This window comes from Ruegeria sp. BG11 (assembly GCF_056538565.1).
The window spans coordinates 17,502-36,622 of sequence record NZ_JBQFTH010000004.1 but is presented as its reverse complement, the minus strand read 5'-3'; the positions used below and the strand labels follow the sequence as shown (position 1 = coordinate 36,622).

The 19,121-nt window shown below is 51.9% G+C and carries 15 protein-coding genes; 5 read left to right on the top strand and 10 right to left on the bottom strand.

What is annotated here, in order from left to right; genetic code table 11:
* Positions 1-44: 44 nt before the first annotated feature.
* Positions 45-1,319 carry a serine hydrolase domain-containing protein gene (locus ACR0JF_RS07900; protein WP_170557563.1) on the bottom strand — a complete coding sequence of 425 codons (1,275 nt, stop codon included), beginning with the start codon at positions 1,317-1,319 and terminating at the stop codon, positions 45-47.
* 428 nt (positions 1,320-1,747) lie between these two features.
* Between ACR0JF_RS07900 and ACR0JF_RS07895 the strand changes: the two genes are divergently transcribed.
* The 3 genes from ACR0JF_RS07895 to ACR0JF_RS07885 all read left to right on the top strand — a co-directional run bounded on the left by ACR0JF_RS07895 (position 1,748) and on the right by ACR0JF_RS07885 (position 5,316).
* Positions 1,748-2,602 carry a hypothetical protein gene (locus tag ACR0JF_RS07895; RefSeq protein WP_170659164.1) on the top strand — a complete coding sequence of 285 codons (855 nt, stop codon included), beginning with the start codon at positions 1,748-1,750 and terminating at the stop codon, positions 2,600-2,602.
* Positions 2,603-2,666: 64 nt separating this feature from the next.
* Entirely contained in the window at positions 2,667-3,947 is a 1,281-nt protein-coding gene (locus ACR0JF_RS07890) for a phosphatase PAP2 family protein (RefSeq protein WP_480669111.1), read from the top strand.
* 337 nt (positions 3,948-4,284) lie between these two features.
* Positions 4,285-5,316, top strand: coding sequence for a linear amide C-N hydrolase (locus tag ACR0JF_RS07885; RefSeq protein ID WP_170659166.1), 1,032 nt, complete (start codon positions 4,285-4,287; stop codon positions 5,314-5,316).
* Positions 5,317-5,700: 384 nt separating this feature from the next.
* Here ACR0JF_RS07885 and ACR0JF_RS07880 read toward each other — a convergent pair whose 3' ends face one another.
* The 8 genes from ACR0JF_RS07880 to gntH form a co-directional block, all read right to left on the bottom strand.
* Entirely contained in the window at positions 5,701-7,242 is a 1,542-nt protein-coding gene (locus ACR0JF_RS07880) for a phospholipase D family protein (protein ID WP_170659167.1), read from the bottom strand.
* A gap of 51 nt (positions 7,243-7,293) precedes the next feature.
* On the bottom strand, positions 7,294-8,403 hold the full coding sequence (locus ACR0JF_RS07875) for an HlyD family secretion protein (protein WP_170659168.1): 1,110 nt from the start codon (positions 8,401-8,403) through the stop codon (positions 7,294-7,296).
* A gap of 40 nt (positions 8,404-8,443) precedes the next feature.
* On the bottom strand, positions 8,444-9,145 hold the full coding sequence (locus ACR0JF_RS07870; protein WP_170659170.1) for a hypothetical protein: 702 nt from the start codon (positions 9,143-9,145) through the stop codon (positions 8,444-8,446).
* Complete coding sequence (locus ACR0JF_RS07865) at positions 9,142-10,035, bottom strand: bile acid:sodium symporter family protein (protein ID WP_170659172.1); 894 nt, start codon at positions 10,033-10,035, stop codon at positions 9,142-9,144. Before ACR0JF_RS07865 ends, ACR0JF_RS07870 begins: the two co-directional genes overlap by 4 nt.
* Positions 10,035-10,460 carry a YidH family protein gene (locus ACR0JF_RS07860; protein ID WP_170659173.1) on the bottom strand — a complete coding sequence of 142 codons (426 nt, stop codon included), beginning with the start codon at positions 10,458-10,460 and terminating at the stop codon, positions 10,035-10,037. The genes ACR0JF_RS07865 and ACR0JF_RS07860 overlap by 1 nt, the downstream gene beginning before the upstream one ends.
* A gap of 20 nt (positions 10,461-10,480) precedes the next feature.
* Positions 10,481-10,828: a DUF1622 domain-containing protein gene (locus ACR0JF_RS07855; protein ID WP_170659175.1), complete on the bottom strand. Its 348-nt coding sequence runs from the start codon at positions 10,826-10,828 to the stop codon at positions 10,481-10,483.
* A 5-nt stretch (positions 10,829-10,833) separates the two neighbouring features.
* Complete coding sequence (locus ACR0JF_RS07850; protein ID WP_170659177.1) at positions 10,834-11,862, bottom strand: CobW family GTP-binding protein; 1,029 nt, start codon at positions 11,860-11,862, stop codon at positions 10,834-10,836.
* Between the two features lie 78 nt (positions 11,863-11,940).
* Positions 11,941-13,236 carry a guanitoxin biosynthesis MBL fold metallo-hydrolase GntH gene (gene gntH / locus ACR0JF_RS07845; RefSeq protein ID WP_152456705.1) on the bottom strand — a complete coding sequence of 432 codons (1,296 nt, stop codon included), beginning with the start codon at positions 13,234-13,236 and terminating at the stop codon, positions 11,941-11,943.
* Positions 13,237-13,732: 496 nt separating this feature from the next.
* Here gntH and ACR0JF_RS07840 point away from each other — a divergent pair, with 496 nt between their 5' ends.
* Both ACR0JF_RS07840 and ACR0JF_RS07835 read left to right on the top strand, forming a co-directional pair.
* The gene (locus tag ACR0JF_RS07840; RefSeq protein ID WP_170659179.1) at positions 13,733-15,040 is read left to right on the top strand and encodes a hypothetical protein; all 1,308 of its coding nucleotides are present in this window, start codon (positions 13,733-13,735) and stop codon (positions 15,038-15,040) included.
* 360 nt (positions 15,041-15,400) lie between these two features.
* Positions 15,401-18,145 (top strand): AsmA family protein, encoded by a 2,745-nt coding sequence (locus ACR0JF_RS07835; RefSeq protein WP_480669106.1) that lies wholly within the window; start codon positions 15,401-15,403, stop codon positions 18,143-18,145.
* An 11-nt stretch (positions 18,146-18,156) separates the two neighbouring features.
* On the opposite strand, the gene ACR0JF_RS07830 is transcribed toward ACR0JF_RS07835, so the two are convergent.
* The gene (locus ACR0JF_RS07830) at positions 18,157-18,501 is read right to left on the bottom strand and encodes a hypothetical protein (RefSeq protein ID WP_480669104.1); all 345 of its coding nucleotides are present in this window, start codon (positions 18,499-18,501) and stop codon (positions 18,157-18,159) included.
* Positions 18,502-19,121: the final 620 nt, after the last annotated feature.

Sequence of the window (19,121 nt, the reverse complement as noted above, 5' to 3'; positions counted from 1 at the left end):
CGTCCGTACCAACATCAGAACCCGCGCGTCAAATTCCAGCTGCCCTACATCTTTGCTGTTTCATCTAGAATCGCTGGAACAACCTGTAGGAAAATCATTGAATTCATGCGTTCTGTTTCCGTCTGCGGGTAGCCACCGTTCATTGCAATGACGGTTTCACTTTCTGGCTCAACCACCAAAACCTGACCGTGTATTCCGACAAACGCCGCGAATTTGTGGTCACCAATTTCCAAGATCCGGATCTGATCTTTATACCACCCGTTTGGCGCGAGTACGGCCTCTTTTCCGTTGCTCCAAGCACCGCGGACCCTGTCGTTTCCCATCCACAGGGCGTCCAGGAAAGCGGCAGGGATGACTTGATCTCCAGCGTAGTTCTTACCTCTGGCGAGCATCATACGTCCGACGCGCGCGAGGTCACGCGTTCTCATGTTCAATCCCCCGGAGGCAACTGTTGCACCCGACGGGTCAGCCATCCAATATGCCTCGCCCTCAGCTCCTAGCTTTGACCACAACTTGTCTTGCAAGTACTCGGCCAATCCAACACCGGTCGCCGCTTCGACAGCAAGACCCAGAACTTCTGTGTTGGGGTCCTGGTACTGATAATGTGTGCCTGGTTCATACTTTCGTTGCGCGATTGTAACCAGGTAATCTTCGATGCCGTTCAAACCGCTATCATTGGGTCCGTTCCATTCCTGAGACTCGGTGAATTTTGGGTCCCAAGAAAGAAAGGGCGGTGTGGGAATGTCGAGGCCTGAATTCATGTCGGCCACGTCTTGCAGCGAAACGCCTTCAAATGCTGTCCCTTTGAACCTTGGCAGATAAGATTCCACCGGTGCCGTCATGTCCAGTTTACCCTCGGCCGCAGCAATTCCAGCAAGAATGGCAGTGAAGGACTTTGTTACTGACATGTCCAAGTGGGTAGATGTTTCATCCATCCCGTTCCAAAAATGCTGGTGCAGCAGGTCGTCGCCCTTCAGAATTACCATTGAATGGTTCTTGAGCCTGTCCCGCAACAAAGTCTCGATATCCAGTGGACCATCAGCGTCTTCAGCAGTCAGTTCGGACAAGTCGAGACTAATGGACTCCGTCCAGCTCTCGGGCTCAATGTCACCGCTCGGTTCAACAACGTAGTGACGCGTGAACTTGTAGGCATTGGGAAAGGTTACGGCTGCGTTTTCGCCGCTATCCCAGTTTTCTTGGGTGACACCAAAGCCTTCGACTTGATCGAGGAACGCCTGATCTGGAGGCAGTATTGACTGAGCATATGCTGCTGATGACAGGAGAAAGCTAACTGCTACTATACAATTGATTTTGTTCATCTGTTTTCCTTGATGCCGTTGAGCTTATTTCTAATGACTGCGCTGCATGTCTTATGAAATCGAAGCGCAGTCAGATCTGAGAAGTGTGCTTTGCGCCATGGGCTGAGCGCGGAATTTGTTATTCGAGTCCAGCTTCACCGATATGGTTACACCAAGAATGGCGATGTCGACAACAGTCGAGTTTTGGCTGGGATTTCAACTATACCGGGCTGTCGCTGACGCGCACCCTTGCTAAAAAAATGAGCAATTTAATAACTATGTGGCAAATCAGCTTCGACAATTTCCCAAACCCAAACCCACTGCTCTCGAAGTTATCGACAAGAGTCGAAAATAAACTATAAAAATCTCGTGGGAGAATCTGGTGTATTTGACGTTAGGAGCATCCCTTGTCTTGCATAATTATTAGGCCCTGGGGCCGGGCAACTCAGTTGAGCACGCTAGCCAAACGACTATGTGTACCTTCCAGGCTGGTTCTCTTTGGTATTTGCTGCTCGGTATTTTTAACCTCTTTCGCCAAAGCACAAGAAGAGTGCGATGCCGCGTGTCAGGCCGCACGTAAGGCACAGGACCCGCTCGCCGCAGTCACCGCACTACTTACGGATAACACAATCGGCTTTGGCCCCAATAGCGACAGCACAACCTACAATTTTCAGCTTCAACCAGTTTACACGTTCGAGGGAGAAGCCGCGAATGTGATTTTGCGCGGATTGATACCTTATGTTGGATTGCCTGGCGGTGTAGCGGGCGCAGATGCCAGTCTGCCAGAATTCGCCCTTTCCGACAGTGGCGGAGGAACAGATTTCGGCTTTAGCGATACTATTGTTCAGGCTTTTTATGTTCCGGAAGTGGAACCAGGGACATTCAAGATCGGATACGGCGTCCAACTCTCATTTGATACAGCTGAAGACGGATTTAACGGGCCTGGAAACGGAGCGGGCCTTGCACTTGTTGGGTTCAATTTTGCTGGCGATTTGTCTTATGGTGGTGTGGTCGGACATCTTTGGGGAGAGGATGATTTTTCGCTCACCACCATACAGCCGATAGTCTTCTACAATTTGGAGAATTTCCTCGGAGGCTCTTACGTCGGCTACTCCAATACGAGTAGCTATAATTGGAACACAGGTGACTGGGTTGTTCCCGTCGGAGCGACCTTCGGGAAGACGTTCGTCGTGGGTGGCGGAAATGCTATCGACCTGAATGTTGGTGCCTACTATCTCGCCGAGGCGCCGGACAACAGCAATGACTGGCAGCTCAAATTCGGCGTTTCGTGGTTCTTGCCGTGAAATCAACTCATGAGGATAAGTCAGCGCACTAGTTTCAAATAGGGCGCAAGTTGAGGCGTTATTTATGGGAATTCGAAGAAAACTAACTTCAGTAGCACTATGTGCGTCACTAAGTGCGCTGTTTTCTCCGTCAGTTGTATCTGGTGACACAACTGAAGACCTCGAAGACGTCGGTGATGTTCTCCAGTTGGCAATTCCTCTCGCGGCCCTTGGGATAACTTACACTAAGGACGACAAGGAAGGACGACAACAACTCGCAAAGGGTGTTGGCACGACCTTTCTGACCGCTCAGAGTCTTAAGTTTCTTGTGGAGAAATGGCGCCCCAATTACTCAGCAGACAATTCGTTTCCATCAGGACACACCGCGGCTGCATTCTCGGGTGCTGCCTTCCTTCAAACACGGTACGGATCCAGCTACGGCGTACCAGCTTATCTGCTAGCGTCATTTGTCGGCTACACCCGCGTTCGCGCTGAGAAGCACTTCTCCGACGATGTCCTGGCCGGTGCAAGTATCGCAATGCTTAGCAATTGGTTGTACGCGACGCCTTTAGAGAACGGAGTCAGGGTTTTACCAACAGTTTCGCAGGATGCGGTCGGTTTGCAGGTTTCGATGCTTACCGGTTCAAACAAATCAGCAGAGACAAAAGCGTCAGAACCCTTCAAACCCAGATTTAGGTTTTCATTCTCCTTTGGCGCCAGCAGCCTGGACAACAATGACGTACGATCTCCCAGTTCAACCGGCTCACAGCTAGACCTTGAACAGTTTGATACCTTTTCAAACCCGACCACAAGTTCCGCTGCGAGTTTCGAGTACTTCATGACTGATCGGCACGAGTTCTACGCGGTCCTAAATCCGTTAGAGGTACGAGACGAAGGCACTTTTTCAAACCCCGTTCGGTTTGACGGCACGGTATACCCGGCAGACACCACGACTGCGATGGATTACGTTATGAATGAAATTCGTGGCGGTTACCTGTACAACGCCGTCCCTGAAGGTCGGTTCGATTTGAAAGTTGGCGGGGGTCTGACCTTTCAAAATACCTATGTGCGACTTGTTTCCGGCAATCTGGATCAAGAAGTCGAAAACAACGACTTTGCGCCATATGCGAGCATCCATGCCAGCTATGAACTGTCTGATCGGTTAGAATTTCAGTTGGGTGTCGACGGCACTTCGTTTGACTCTGTCGAGTTTCTAGATGCGGTCGCCTTGCTGAGCTACGAGCTCACACCACAATGGGATATTGGAGTAGGCGTTCAAAGTTTCAGCCGAAAGCTGGATGTGGCTGAATTAGAGAACAGATATGACGCCACCAGTGTCTTTTTGAATGTTGGGTATTCATTTTGAAAACTTGGAAGGAACCCAAATAGGCTGTCGAGGCTCAATCAGTCGACCTTCGCTGCTTCCCGTGCCTATGACTGGAGGCAGCCCAAACCAGACATTCAGCGTCGGACTTTGCAAAGTCCGGCGGACGGAATAGGCGGACTTTCTTGCCTATTTGAAGATCATGCAAACTTCATTCAACTTGAGAACCGGTGTGGTAGCTTGGTCGAGTGAGTTCATGAGATCAGATCAGTCCAATTGGAGAACGACCATGCGTCATATCGAGTTATTTCGGATATTACCAAAAGCGACCATAGCCTTTGTGGCTTCAGTATCGATGGCCTGGGGATGCACTGGCATCATGTTGACAGGGCAGGATGGAAGCATCGTTCGCGCAAGGACCGCCGAATGGGGGCCGTTCGATCTTGAGACAAAGATCAACATTATTCCGCGAGGTTTCACTTATACCGCAGGCGAAATGCCAGATGGGCAAGACGGAGCAAACTGGACCGGCCGATTTGGAATGGTCGGTATCAGCATGTTGGATCATGGGGCTCCCGCAGATGGGATCAACGAAGCTGGGTTGACCGCCGGGTTGTTTTATCTGCCCGGCTTCACCGAGTATCAGGAGTACGACCCTGACCTTTCCGGCAACACGATTCCCGGCGATTTGCTCGCCAGCTATGTCCTTTCCCAATTTGAGACAGTTGAAGAGGCTGCCACAGGGTTGGCGAATGTCCGTGTCGTCGGGGTCGTGGATGAGACCTTAGGATTTCCATTCCCGTTTCATATGTTGGTTGCTGACCGGTTCGGCGGAAGGATCGTCGTCGAGTACATTGATGGTGACCTGACGGTTTTCGATGCCCCGCTTGGCGTGATCACCAATTCGCCAAACTACGATTGGCACATGACGAACCTAAACAACTATGTAAACCTGTCGGCTCTTGGGCTTCCCGAAGTTGAGGCAAGCGGCGTTACTTTCGCGCCCCTGGGCGCTGGGAGCGGTATGATAGGACTGCCAGGCGACTTCACACCCCCATCCCGGTTTGTCCGCGCAGTCGCCTTTTCCCAGACAGCGCGGGAGACGCAAGGTGGCTATGACACCGTACGCGAGGCATTCCGAATACTGGACAACTTCAACATTCCTGCCGATGCCGCTGAGGGCGCTCAAGACGATGTGCAGTCGGATGACCTACTTTACAGCGCAACACAGATCACAACCGCTGCGGACTCCCTGAACCTCGTTTACTACTATCACACGATGTACGACCGAACGGTGCACATGGTTGATATGAAGCAGATTGACTTCGGAGCTATGGGAGGCGAGATGATCGTCTTTGAAACCAGCGGTGATCGCGAACCAACGTTAATCGATGTGACCCCAACGAATTGACGTTTTACCACGTGGGCCGTGGCGGCATCACCGCTAGCTGCGGCCCAATAAAACTTCGGAATGGAGGGTTTACCGCTCCAGCGAGTTACCGGCGCTAGGCTCGAAGCCGCGTTCACCACTGTTCGCACTAGTGACTGGAGGCAGCCCTAACCGGACATTCCAAACTGAACTTTGCAAATCCCGACAAGCGGACAAAGCGGCCTTCGAATCAGCATATGTGATTGGCCGTGATCCGCTTTCTAGCTCCATGCACTCTCTGTCTTGGTCAAAATCGGCAAAATCTGAAACAGTATAGCGCTACGTCGAATACTAAAAAGGTGCATTGGTACGGAATGGAAGAGGGAGCATGACCTTTTCAATAATACAACCAATTCAAAAAACTGCTCACAGCATCCATTCTACCGGTAGCCACCTGACGACTGTAGTAAGACCTCTCTGTAGGCCATTGGTTTCCGGATCCGTAGTATGCACAGTGACTGTGCCATCTTGTTCTTCTTGAACCCAAATCAATTCATTTCTGTTATTGAGTTCAACGCGATACGAAATCTCCGGTATGTTCAATTGCTCTGTTAGTGATGCAGCAATCGTTGGACTTTCGATCATGATGCCCATTTCAGTGTTGAGATGCGCAGACCTTGGATCGAGATTAAATGAGCCAATAAAGATCCGCTCGCCATCCGCCCCAAAGGTTTTTGCATGCAGCCCTGACGCCGACCCAGCTAGGATCTCTGGCAGGCTTCTGTCGCGATGTTCCCGCCGCAAGGCACGTAGCGCCAGCAGTTCTACTCCGCTATTCAACAAATCATATCTGTAACTCATATACGCAGCGTGAACCGGCATGACGTCTGTCGCGTCCAAAGAATTGGTCAAGATACGGACCCTAACACCTGACTTGGCCAACTCCTCCAAGACGCTAGAGCCTCTTTCACCAGGAATAAAGTATGCCGAAACAAGGTCCAGTGAGGTCCGTGAGCTTTTAGCGAATTCGATCAGTTGTTCGACCAATAGGTCTTCACTTTTGACTTCGCCCAAGCCCTTCGCCGGATCGTCGACAAAAAGTGTAACCTCGCTCCAATCAAATTTCAGAGTATGTGCTGCGATGTTGTCGGCCAGTTCACTTTCCTGAATTGCCTTTTGGTAACCTGCGCCTACGGCGGTTCGCCGTGCCGCATCCGCCTTAGCTTGCAGACTGCGTACGGCTGGAGGATCTAAGAATAGTCCAGCATCGTAAGAAGATGCACTGTTCCAGTAAACGTCGAACGATTTAGAAACCTCGTCCACAATCGGCCCGATGGCTATCGCATCTAAATCAAGATAGTGCGTTCCACCCCCATATTCGAAATAGATGTCGCCGATGTTGCGCCCTCCAACAATCGTTGCGACTCCATCTACAGTCATTGACTTGTTGTGCATCCGCCGATTCAGTCGGCTGAAGTCAAATGCGTAAGAGAGTAACTTGGGTTTTCTCAGCGTAAACGGATTGAAAATACGCACATTCGCGTTGGGGAGCGTGTCTAGCTCTGAAAGCAGATCGTCCAACCCTGAGATACCGTTGTCGTCGACCAGTAGTCTGACGCGAACATCGCGTTCTGCTGCCGCCCTCAGCTCATCAAGGAGCATGAGACCTGTAACGTCATCTTGCCAAATATAGTATTGCGCATCGATTGAGGAGGCCGCTTCTCTCGCAAGGATAGCCCTGGCTGCAAATGCAGCGCGACCATCGCCCAAAGGCCGAACTCCGTCGAGACCGGGGTTGCGATTAAGAGCATATTGAATGGTTTCGCCCAATGCTCCAGCCCAATCGGCGTCCAGTTTCAGCGTTTGCCGAGAAAAATTCTGCTCAGGCAGCGGAAAAGCCAACCTTAAGCCAACTACGGAGAGTGCAATCACCGTTGTCGCAATCAAGCATAATCTGATCAGCCGCATTTAGTTTCCCGTGTTTGCAAGGCCGGGTTGCCCCTTTTGTCGAATTTGGGCTCAGATGTAGTTGAGTTTCTTGTTGATCCAAAACAGGATTTCCGCAAGCACTGAGATTGCGCCAGCCCCTTCGGTTATTACCAATGCGGTTCCTGACGTACCAAGCTGTGCACGATCAGACGGAAGGCCTTCTGGGATATCGATAGTTACGATGTAGCTCGACGCGCCTGTAAGTTCGCGCAGGCTAGGCAGCCCGCCCCTCGTATCCAACGCGCCCTCTCGTGTTCCCGGAGGGATTGACCGTATTGTGGTCTCAAATTCCTGACCTGGCATAGTGCCCAAAGCAATCCGGATCGTATCGCCAACTGCCACGTTGGGATAGCTGCTTTGCGGCAACGCCGCAATGAGCAGCCGATCTGAAGGGAGTAGAAAATTCACGGCGCCTTGTAATGTCGTAACACGATTGCCTGGGCGGAGTGAGAGCGCCGTTACAACACCGTCATCCGGCGCACGAACGACTGTCTGCTGCAATGCCCACTCAGCTTGGGCCAGCGCCTCCTGAACTTCAACGACACCGACGTCGACTCCGTCGACCTGAGCCGCGATGCGTCGTTCAAGGCTTTGCCTACGCGCTTGTGCTGCTCGGAGCCCGGCTTCAAGTTGCTCAATCGTTGAAACGGCTTCCTGCAATTGGAACTCAGCCGCGGCACCGCGTCCGGTAAGCTGGACGATGTCATCGCGACGCTGCACACCGAAAGAAAGTTGGGCTTCAAGAGAATCAATTTCTGCAAGCGCCGCCTCATAGTCTGTCTGCAACTGGTCTGCTGCGGACTGTGCTGATGCGAGCGAGGCTTGAAGTCGGGCAACTTCAGCCGCGTAAGTGGTATCATCTATTCGAAACAACACATCACCCTTCGCCACCGGTTGGTTTGCCGTGACCGCTACTTCAGTGACTGGGCCGGATACGTTCGGCGCAATGTTGATGACAGCACCTTGCACGGACACAGTCCCGGATGGTGTCGTGTGGTTTAAGGCTCCAACAACAACCAACGCGATGACCAAAGCTCCACCGTACACGACCGTCTTGAAGAACCCGTTCCAAGGCAGGATTTTGAGCTTCGCAAAAACCAGCCAAACAATACCAAAATAAAGACCGAGAATAATGAGCATCGTGAATTGCCCTCACTGTGTTTCTTTTGTTCAGTTGCCGTCAAAACTCGTGCGTATAGCTGATGCCAACCAGATCACGTGTTCCAAAAGTGTTGTCGATATGGCTGCCAAATACGCTGATGCTGTCGTTCGGCGACGCATTAAAGGTAACGCCTGCACCAACGGTGTACCCAGAGTAATCGTTGGAACCGGCAGATAGGACACCACCGGTCTTCACAACCCATCGTTCTGACAATGGCTTGAGGCCAAGTATACCGATATAACCGCCCTTGCTGGCAATTTCAGCGGGAAAGGCATCAGCAAACTCAATATCGCTATTGCCGATCCGACCGTCAGTATAGTTTGCTCCCAGTGCCGGGAATAAAAGCCATCCTTTCGGTTGAACGCCCAACGCGGCAAGCGGCACAAAGGTCCCTATGGCGTATTGCGTTTGTTTGACGCCATCTTCCAGCTCTTGCTCGGACGCTGAAAAGTTAACTATCCCAAAACCGAAGAGATAAGAGCCACCAACGCGCCACTGATCGTCTTCTGAGACCGAGACATTGATCTTCGTTACGGGCCCGAAAGCAACCGAGCCGAATACGGTGCCAAAGTCACTATAACGAACGCCGATTTTCGTTACGATCTTTGTCGGATCATCCGATAGTTTTTCGTCTTCTCCGGTTTGAGCCCAAGAAGTGGAAGCAGCTATAGCGAGCATGGTTGCAAGATATTTTCGCGATGTCGTTCGCCCAATCGTCATGTATTGGTGCCTCTGTCATCACTACCAGATTGGCTATGCCGTTTTCTTGCCACTGCGCAGGCAATAGTGAATACAAGGTTGATTGGAACCATCAGCATCATGAAGGCCAGAACGCTCGCTGAATAGGCCGGATCAAAGCAGCACGCATCCACAAGTAGATAGACAAGACCGACATTGCGAAGGTTTGTACAGGTCGCAAGGACCTGCCGATACTCCTTATTCTCGCCGCCTAAAAACCAGCCGAGCGCCATTAGGGACAGAATGAAAACCAATATCGCGATCAGGCTCGAAGGTCCCAATCCAACAGCGGCTTCCTGCCGGATGCTGATGCTTGCTACGACAGATGCAATGAAGGAGACTGTCGATATAAGCATCGCCGGTTTGTAGATATGCTCGGCGACATCCGGGTAAAATCGTCGGATCAAAATCCCAAGAAGCAAGGGAATTCCGATCACACCCACGATGCGGATCATTAGTTGGTTCCAAGCGACACGTTCCAGCGCGGCGGTTGGCAAAACGACCTGAGCGGCCGACGGCGCAAGAACCAAGCCGATGATTGAAAGTAAAACCAGCAGGGCCCCGGCCGCGCTGACTTGTCCCGGCGCTTTGGTCGAAAACTGGACAGCGTTGATGCCGCCGGGGGCGACCGCTAACAAAAACAAAACGGCACTGACCGGTCTGGGTAGGGGGAAAATCCCGATAATCAGGATTGCAATGACGGGCGGTATAAAGACATTTGCAGCAAGCAGGTGCGTTAGCTTTTCGCGTTCCAGAACCGCAGCACCCATTTCGCGCAGCGTGGCACTCATCCCGATGCAAAGCATGGCCAGAGTAATGAAGATATGGATGAACAGGGTGACGGATTGCTCAAAGGGCAGCGGCGACTCCATCACAATGGTTCCACATTCCAAAGGATGCTGATTGTAGCGTAAATAGCGACCGCCAAGATCAACCCGGCTGAGACCAGCGCTGGTGAAATCGGAAATGGCTTTCCGGAGATATCAGAAATCCGCTTGAGAAAGGTAATTTGCTGAACTAGCGCAACTGACAGCATTAGAACCGCCAGTATCAGCATGAACAATCCGACAAAACGTGCATGTTCCACCGGAACTTCTTCCAACCCAGGCACTTCAGTCAGAATTCTGAATAGTGCAGGTATAGAGAAGCCAAACCCAATGAGCGACGTAGCCGTTCTCATATATCCCATGGTTGTCCTGTCCGACGCGAGCCGGGACCTCTCGAACGCCAGATCTGTTCGTTCGCCGGCCAACTGATTGTTAGAACGCTGCGGCATGTCCTCGTCGTCAAAGTCCATTGGAGGCCTCAGTCAGAAAATTAGGTTTCACTTGTTTTATCCTCGACTCTCTCCTCGCGAATTTCCCGAACGAGGAAATAGTCGAGAAAGGTTCGGACGAAGGCGATGGCTGTCAGTTTCGCCAATTCTTCGATTGTTGGGTCTGTTGCAGTCGCTATAATATCCGCGCCTAGTTGCAGTTCGAGCGCTACAATCAGGTATTTTCCAAGGATGCGCCGTGCGATAGGCTCGGCATCCGACTTCCGATGCATAATGAACGCTCGTGCAAAGGCGATGCCTCCAGCAGCAACGACGATGACGCTCGCCGCTTCGAATAGAACCTGGATGTAGCTCGCCGCTTGAACGATCAGGATTTCCAACTCATGCATGGTAACTATCCTGTTGCGACAGTTACAACTTCGCTATTTTCGTTCCCGACAGACGAACCAGAGCAAGCATCGAACAACTCACACAAGTGCGCTTGATCAAGAGTTGTTTTGTGTGCGATGGCAACGATCCGGTTTGCCGGATCCTCGCCCCCCCAAGGGCGGTCTTTTGTCAACTCGACCCGCCGCCCGACAACTTGCAGCAAATAACGGCTGTTTGGGTCGTCATCCAGGTAAACAAATCCCTTGCAGCGATAGATATTTGAAGGCAGTTCTCTCTTGATCATTCGTTCCAATGCTTTGCGCTGCAATGGAGCGTTGCGCGTATAACTCCAGGTGCTAAAGAAAGAACCGTGATTGCGCTTATGATGATGTTCGTGGTCGTGGCTATGCGCTTGATCAGCCATTGCGCGAGAAACATCGAAACGACCGACAGACAGTAGGATTTCGAGCGGAACGTTACATTTGACGGCAGGAACGATGCGAACCCTTGAGAAGAAGCCGTCTATCCACCTCTTTACCTTTGCAGTTTCCTCGACTCCTGCCAAATCAACTTTGTTAAGGATTACAAGATCCGCAAATCCGATCTGCTGCAGCTTGAGCTTGGCAAGGTCCGGGTCGTCATAAGTAAAGACTTGATCGGCGTCGACGACACACGTCACACTGTCAAGCCGTATCAGATCGCGATATGCTGAATCCACGAAGGTCATATAGATGCTTGCCGGATCTGCAACTCCGCTGGCTTCAAGCAGTATGTACTCAATGGGATCATCACGCTCGATCAACGCTGCGACCGACTCAACGAGATCATCTCGGATTTGACAACAGACGCAGCCGTTCGCGAGGCTAATCATCCCATCTTCGACGTCGACAACCAGTTCTGCATCGACATTGATCGAGCCGAAATCATTCACAAGAATGCCAATTTTCAACCCATGTTCACCCTTTAAAATCCGGTTCAGCAGAGTAGTTTTTCCCGCACCCAGAAACCCTGTTAGGATCGTCAGCGGGACAGGTTCTTTTGGGGCGTTGTTCATGGCTACATCCTTTTGCAAGAACTGTGATCGCGCCGCGTGGCTCAGAAACGCGGCGCTTATTTTTAGTCAATAATCAGATCAATCCGTATGATCGCGCGCAGCAATCAGGGCGTGGAGGTCGAAGCGGAAAGTTTCTTCGTCGTAGTGCTGCGTCAGTGGACGGAGTACGTCCTCAGGCATGTAGAGGGCCGGATCTAGTTCCCGTTCCCGCAGGAAGGCATCCTGTTGTTCCTCACGCGGCAAACGCGGTTTCGGAATCTGAATGTAATCCGGCATCTCGCCATCCGGGAACGGTATCGTTCTGGGATCTGGTGGCTGCATCGCCGGCATTTCCGGACGCAGGGCCATACGTTCCCAGATACGATCCTTTGTGACGTTGATTACCTTGGTGTCTGGTCCACCAAAGAGGAATAGACCATCCCAATGCGCGCGAATTTCCGCGATGGCTTCGCCCGCCGATTCCTCGGTGTAGTGGCAGATCACACCGGCCCGAGGTTGAATTTCGTTCATCAGATATCCCGCCGCATAGTAAGGCGTGTGGTAGGTATCCAGAGTGAATTCCAGAACTTCTTTGGGCGTGCCGTATTTGTAGTTGAGTAGTTGCGGTAGATCGGCTTGTCCTTCGGTCACGAAAATATCGCAGCCTTTCGCAAACTCGATTGTGCTTTCATCAGGGCGCCCGTCGCCTGTCCAGACAAAGGACAATCCGGCTTCTTCCCAATCCACGCGATATGCTGACGCACCGCTTTTCACGTGGCTTCGCGCCCAGTGTGTGACTTTCAAACCGGGTTCTTCCAGAACCACACCGCCTTCGTCTTTGTAGTCGAACTCAACAACTTCGGTGTCGTAGCCGGCGCCAATCGGGCAGTGGTCAAAGTTCTCAAGATGCCATGTCATCATCTCATGCATCTTGTCGACCATATATTGGGTGCCCGTCTCTGGCCGGTCACCTGATGGGCCGAAAATGCGCAAACCGTTGCGCCAGCCTCCCGACCATGCGCGGAACGGCATGAAGTAGGGCAAGTCTGCATAGTGGTCGACGTGCAAGTGGCTGATGAAGATGTCGCGCACCATCGGCGGCAAAATGCCAAGCTGAATAATATTCCTTACGCAGCCATTGCCGAAATCAAAGAACAGGCGGCGCGGGAATGGAGTACCGTTCCCCAGCTCCAAGACAATGCATGTGCCGGACTGTACCATCGTCGGAGGCCAAGGCGTGCTACCCGGAAAACAAATCCGCATCTCGCCTTTTGGCAAAAGCTCGTTGGGTGGGAAAAAGTTGTTGCTTGTACAGCCGGGTGTCGGCCGGAAATACTCCGGCAGCGTAATGCCACCGCCGGGGCGTTGCCCGTAAGGGTTGCGTGATTGGCTCATTTTTGGATCCTCCGAGAGTTTTTTTGGTGCACAGTTTTTTGTTTTTTCTTGGTTCCTGAAGACAAGGACCTGCGTTTCCTAACCATCGCCGATATCAACTAGCATCGCTGAGCCTCTGCGTAAGTCGTCGAATTTCGGACAGCAGCTCGTCTCGAACAGTCTCCCATTCTTTTCGTACAGGAGACTTTTCTGGTGAGAGGGCTACATGCTTAAGAACTTCATCAAGGTCTTCCACCGCCTCACGTACATTTTCGTTCCTTAGCGCTCGGGACAGAGCCGCCTCGGAATACTCAGGTATGAGGGCGTGGAGTTCCCTGCAGTTCATGGTTGAGTGTGGCCTTTTTGTATTCACTTTAGCCAATATGTTAGAAGGTGGGTGGAGCGGAAAGAAAGTGAGTTACGGTGAGCTAGGGGTGAGTTCAGCTTAGATTCAGAGAGGCGGGATGGTCATTAAAACACTGAAAAAAAATAAGAAAATGGATGTGATTCTGGGGAAATGATAGAGGCTGAAGAAATTAGGCGAACACTTGAGCGGGTCCTTTCATCCGCAGAGTTTGCAGGCTCACCCAGGCTGCAGTCCTTCCTAAGATACATTGTCGAACAGGAACTTGACGGTCACGGGCGCTCCTTAAAGGGCAAAGTTATCGCGACAGATGTCTACGAAAAGGAGCTTGACGAGACCGGTGGGGCACTAAACCTCGTTCGGGTTGAGGCCCGTCGCCTTAGGCGTGCCTTGGAGAACTACTACAGTGACGCGGGCAAATCAGACCCTTTACGCATAACTATGCAAACCGGGGGGTATCGACCACAATTTGAACCATCCGTCGCGACGAAGCCAAGTAGTGGGCAAAGCCAGTCGGCATCATCGCACTCTGGCGGTTTTTGGCGTCGCAAATTCCTGTTACCGCTCATCGGAACAACGCTTTTGTTGGCATGTGTCCTAGGATATTTTGGACTACGCGGTTCCCAATCGAACACACAGTTCGCAACCAATAAAAACCCCGCAGAATTGGCTGCGCTTCGGGAGAAGTCATTCACCAGTGTTCAGGCTGCAAACTTAGCTGAGCAAACACGGGGATTGTTTTTTCCTTTGTTCGACCTCCGACGGCAAGCCATTAACTTGGAAACGTTTCGGTATGTGATTGACCTCGATCCGCAACTTGCTGCAGGTTATGCGGGTTCGGCCCAGGTGCTCACACTTAAGTCACTTCTGACAAGCGATGCTGACGCTTCAACCGCTTTAGTTGCTGAAGCTTTGGAAATGGCCGAACGCGCTACCACGCTAGATCCCTTGGATGGTTGGTCGCAAGCCGCTCATGGCTGGACCCTTGCTGTGACTGGAGATAGTGAAGGAGCGCTTAGACGTGCCCGAATTGCCTTGGATCTTAGCCCTCAAGACGGACATACTTTGGATCTGATAGGCATCACGGCCCTAGTTGTAGATGATCCTGTGTTAATGGCCGAAGTTTCTAATCCACAACGGTCTCGACTAGGCGTGGGTCGTTTCGCATTCAACAACATCTATGGGGCTGCACAACTTATGTTGGAGAACTATGGTGAAGTCATCGATGCCTTTTCCAAAGCAGCAGAGCGAGGCCATCCTGTGAGTCCGCCAAGCCTCTTTTTGCTCGCCACCGCCTATCACGAAACAGGTAATACTGTGGGGGCGGAGAAGGCAATTGTCGAAATGCTGGACACTTGGCCAGACTTCCCTGCCCGCAGCGTCGTAGAACGTTTTTTTGTGAAAGATCGTGAGACTCGTTCACGTGTGCTATCCGTGCTTGATCTTTATTCACCAAGTTGAGTTAGCGGACGTGAAGCGAGCCGAAGGGTTAACAGCCTTAATACTGTTGTTTTCGCCGCCCCAGTCGCGAGTACTCATACGCTTTTTCTCCGAGCCGTTGCGCGCGATCAGTTGGGAAAACCAGAATACCCGAGCCCATGCCGGTCCTTTTGACCCATTGGACTGCGTGGGTCGAAGATGGGGCCGTTCATTTCCGTGAGGACCCATACGAACGAGATGCTCGAATACTTGCAGCTTTGGACCGATGAACACGTCATCCTCAAGGGGACGCGCAATTCTAATCGTGCTAAATTGCTAGTAGGATTGGTGACTTCCAATTGGCGTAAATACGAAGCAATGTGAGCTGCAATAGGGGAGCGCATGAGGGTTTGGCTATTTAGGATAATTGGGATTGTTGCACTTCTCGCTTTCGCAGCAGTTGCGTTTGTTTGGTTGTTGTTTGCTGCTCCGATGTTCTCGGACATGCGGCGCGACCTTGTGGAAAGAGTTCTTTCGGAACAAATTGGTCGGCCACTTCTTGTCAACGATGATGTAAGCGTCGCGCTTGGCAGCACGAGTTACATTTACGTTGGTGGTGTTGTCATCCCGAGCCTGACAATGCCAGGATCAGCTCTAGTGGAATTGAACCTGCTGGAGCTGGAGCTGGATATTGCCGCTTTGGCCAACAGGCGTCTGGACTTTGACAATCTCGTCGTGGAAGGCCTCCAAGCAAATCTTCTGACGGCCGAAGACGGCACTACAAGCTGGCGAACAGACAGGCCAACACGCAGGCCCGAATCTGACGAAACAGTATCAACGGAAGATCAAGAAGACGTCGCGAGCGCTGATAGTACCAATGAGAGCGGTACGGAAGGCGGTGGGATCCTGAACTTTCTGAGCGACAAGAACGTCAGTTTCACATCAATCGGGTTAAACATTGACGACAAGGTCTCGGGCTTCTCATTTGTATTTGACCTTCAGTCACTCGCGCTCGAACAAGTAGATAATGGACAAAGAACAAAGGTCTCTGGTACCGGCTCCGTCAACGGTCAGGGTTTCGAAATCGAAGGCGACTACCCACACGCCGCACCGTTTACGACACGCGCCAGTTTTGGAGAAATGACCGTAAGCTACGATGGCGAGCCCTTCTCGGCAGACGAAGGGGGCGGTTATCGCGCAGTCTTGGAAATGGACACAGGTGAGTTCGGTGATTTTCTGGACGTCATTGGGCTGGAACGCGTTTTAGAAGGCAATGGTCAGCTGCAAGCAGAACTCGTTTCTCAGGACGCTTTGAAGATCGAGGCGTTTACAACAACTGTAAGCCTGGAGGATGGGCAAAAACTCGAAGCTGAAGGTTCGATAGATGACCTCTACACCGCTCAGGGCGTCGATCTGCTTTTTAACGCGCGGCTTCATCCCGAAGGACAGCCGCCGCCAGCAGCAAAAAGTATCCAGGAACTTAAATTCACTGGCTTTGAAATGCATATGGTCGGATCCCTGGCTTCCTTCGAATTTGAGAAGTTGCTGTTCCAAACCAATGCATTCGACCAAGGGCTGGACGTAATCGGCCCAGCCTCAATCGAAAGTATTCGCCGCATGCCAGACGGACGGCTTGCCATGCTGGGCATTGCACTACAAGCGGGTCCAATTGAAGAGCCTGTCCTGAAAGCCGAAGGTGAAATCCTCGATCTGCTTCAGCTTCAGGACGTGACTTTCGATGGGGAGCTAAACGGGCCCGCCAAGTTGATTTTGCCCAACCTCGATGAAGACTACGTTGACCAGTTCGGCGGCATCAAAGCCGATTTCAACATATCCAACGCGGGTGGGCCGGTTTCACTCAACAGGTTTAACGCGACCACCTACGGCACCGATCTCTGGGCACTCGATCTCGCACTATCTGTCAACGAGATAAGAGGCCTTGCCGGTCTCGATTTCGACGTGGAATTGGACGTCGACGACAGCGCGGATTTTCTGACCGCAGTGAATCTGCAACCTGTCGAAATCGGATCACTAGCTATCAATGCTGAAACCTCCAAACAGGGCGAGGACTTTGATGCCGCAATCCAGTTCGAAGCAGGGTCCTCGCATCTTCTTGCGGCTTTGGACGCAAAATTTCCCGAGGGTGCTTCTGTTGTTCGGGGCAACATCACGAGCGAAAGGCTCGATCTCAACGACCTGAAGAACCTGACTGCCGTGCTGGACCAACTGAAGAGCTTGGTAGGCGAGACCACAAAGGAACCTGAAGCCGAAGTTCAACCTTTGGTTTTACCGAAGGAGACAGACGTCCAGCCCTTGGTATTGCCAAAGGAAAAAGGGAAACCTGCCGATCTTCTGGATGTACAGCGCGTGCTGCGAGAAGCTGACGTCGAGGTACAGATCGAATTCAAAGAGATTGTAGGCCAGCAAGGGGTAACGTCTGTTTCAAGCCAATTGTCTGCAAAAGAGGGAACCGTGGATTTCGGACCTCTTCAGATGGCTTATGGCGGTGGAAACTTCAGCTTGCGGGCGGTCATGGATCTGATTGACTCTCCTGATTGGCTTTCATTGTCGGGATCGACCTCAGGATGGGAATTCGGCGAAATCTTGGATGAGTTGGGCATTGGTATTGAGGCCTATGGACGTTTGAGCGGAGAGTTCAACGTTTCTGGCAATACTGCCTCGGGCAAGGCCTTCGTCAACTCGATGCGCGGCAAAGCGTCTTTGTCGATGTCGCAGGGATATATCAGCACCAGCCTATTGGAGCTGGCAGGTCTAGGTATTTTCCCCTGGCTCTTTTCAGAAGAGTTCCGACAAGGCTATACCGACATCACTTGCGTGGTCGCCCCGGTTGATATTCAAGCCGGACGGGTCAGTTCAAACTCCATCGTCATCGAAACAGGATCGGTTCAATTGGTGGCCAGGGGGCAAGTGGACTGGCTGAACGATAGCATCGCACTAAGAGCCGAGCCTCGTCGCGTCGGCAAACCCCTATCCCGGAGTGCTTGGCCATTTGATGTAACGGGTCAGCTTTCGTCGCCAAAGTTCAAGCTGGATGTGGTTGGGTCTAGAAGCAAGGCTCCAGAGGGCGCTGACGCTATGCCTGTCAACAGGCAACCCTGTGTGCCGGACATCAATCAATTGCAGTAGTCGGGCGCGACCTAGTTCTTCAGTGGTTCCGGCTGTTCGGCCTGACACGTCAGAACGGCCTCAATGGCTTTTGCAGACCCGCTGAGGTCGAGTTCAACCTCGGCGCCACTTTCACCAATAATCGTAACGCTTTGGCGTTTTCCAAACTCGGTCACAAACGCCGGGTTGTCGAAAAAGGCGTAGCCACCGGGAACTCCATTCTTGTAGACACCAACCGCTTCGCCTTCGAATTTTGCATCACCAAAGTCGAACTTTACGATGCCGGTCGCGCCGTCCTCTAGCTGCACCCAGGCCGGATTGTAGGCGGCAAAAAAACCGCCGGCCTGATTGGGCGCCGCGCCAATTTCAACGGTCATTTCGTCTTCAAAGGGCTTCCAAGCAAGACAGCCGTTGCCCTTTTTGGGATCAATCAGGATTGTCCAGTCACCGGATTCACCCCACCGTTCCATACCGGCGGCGTGAAGTAAGCTTGCACAACACAAAGCCAGTATTGTCGGCACACACCTGTACATTTTTAACCCCGGATTAGTTTTGAAGGTTCACCAATCTTACCGTACAAGGAAGATCAATCAAACGATACAGACGAAGCTCACTCAGGACACAAGTTGTTAGGGCGCAACCGTGAAGTCTGCTTCCAGCCCAAAGCGGACATTGAGAACCGAGTTTTGCTCCCTCAGTGGGGAGCACCTGAACATAAATCTTCAAAAGCAGTTTGGGTGCCGCACAACACTGTATTGATGCGAGGCTCGCGGCCGCACTCGCTTCGAACAATGTCAGATGAAGCACCATTCAGGTTGAGCTTAGCGGTTACCGGCCAATCATCTCTATTGCGCTAGAACCAGCTGTGATCACCTGCGAAAGGAGTTTCAAAGCTGCCCTCACCATCAATTTGACCGGCCTTTTCCGCCCATGATCACTCCATACAGTCATTGATTGAAGCGCATCGAGCATATCCCTCAAAGAAACTCTGTGACTT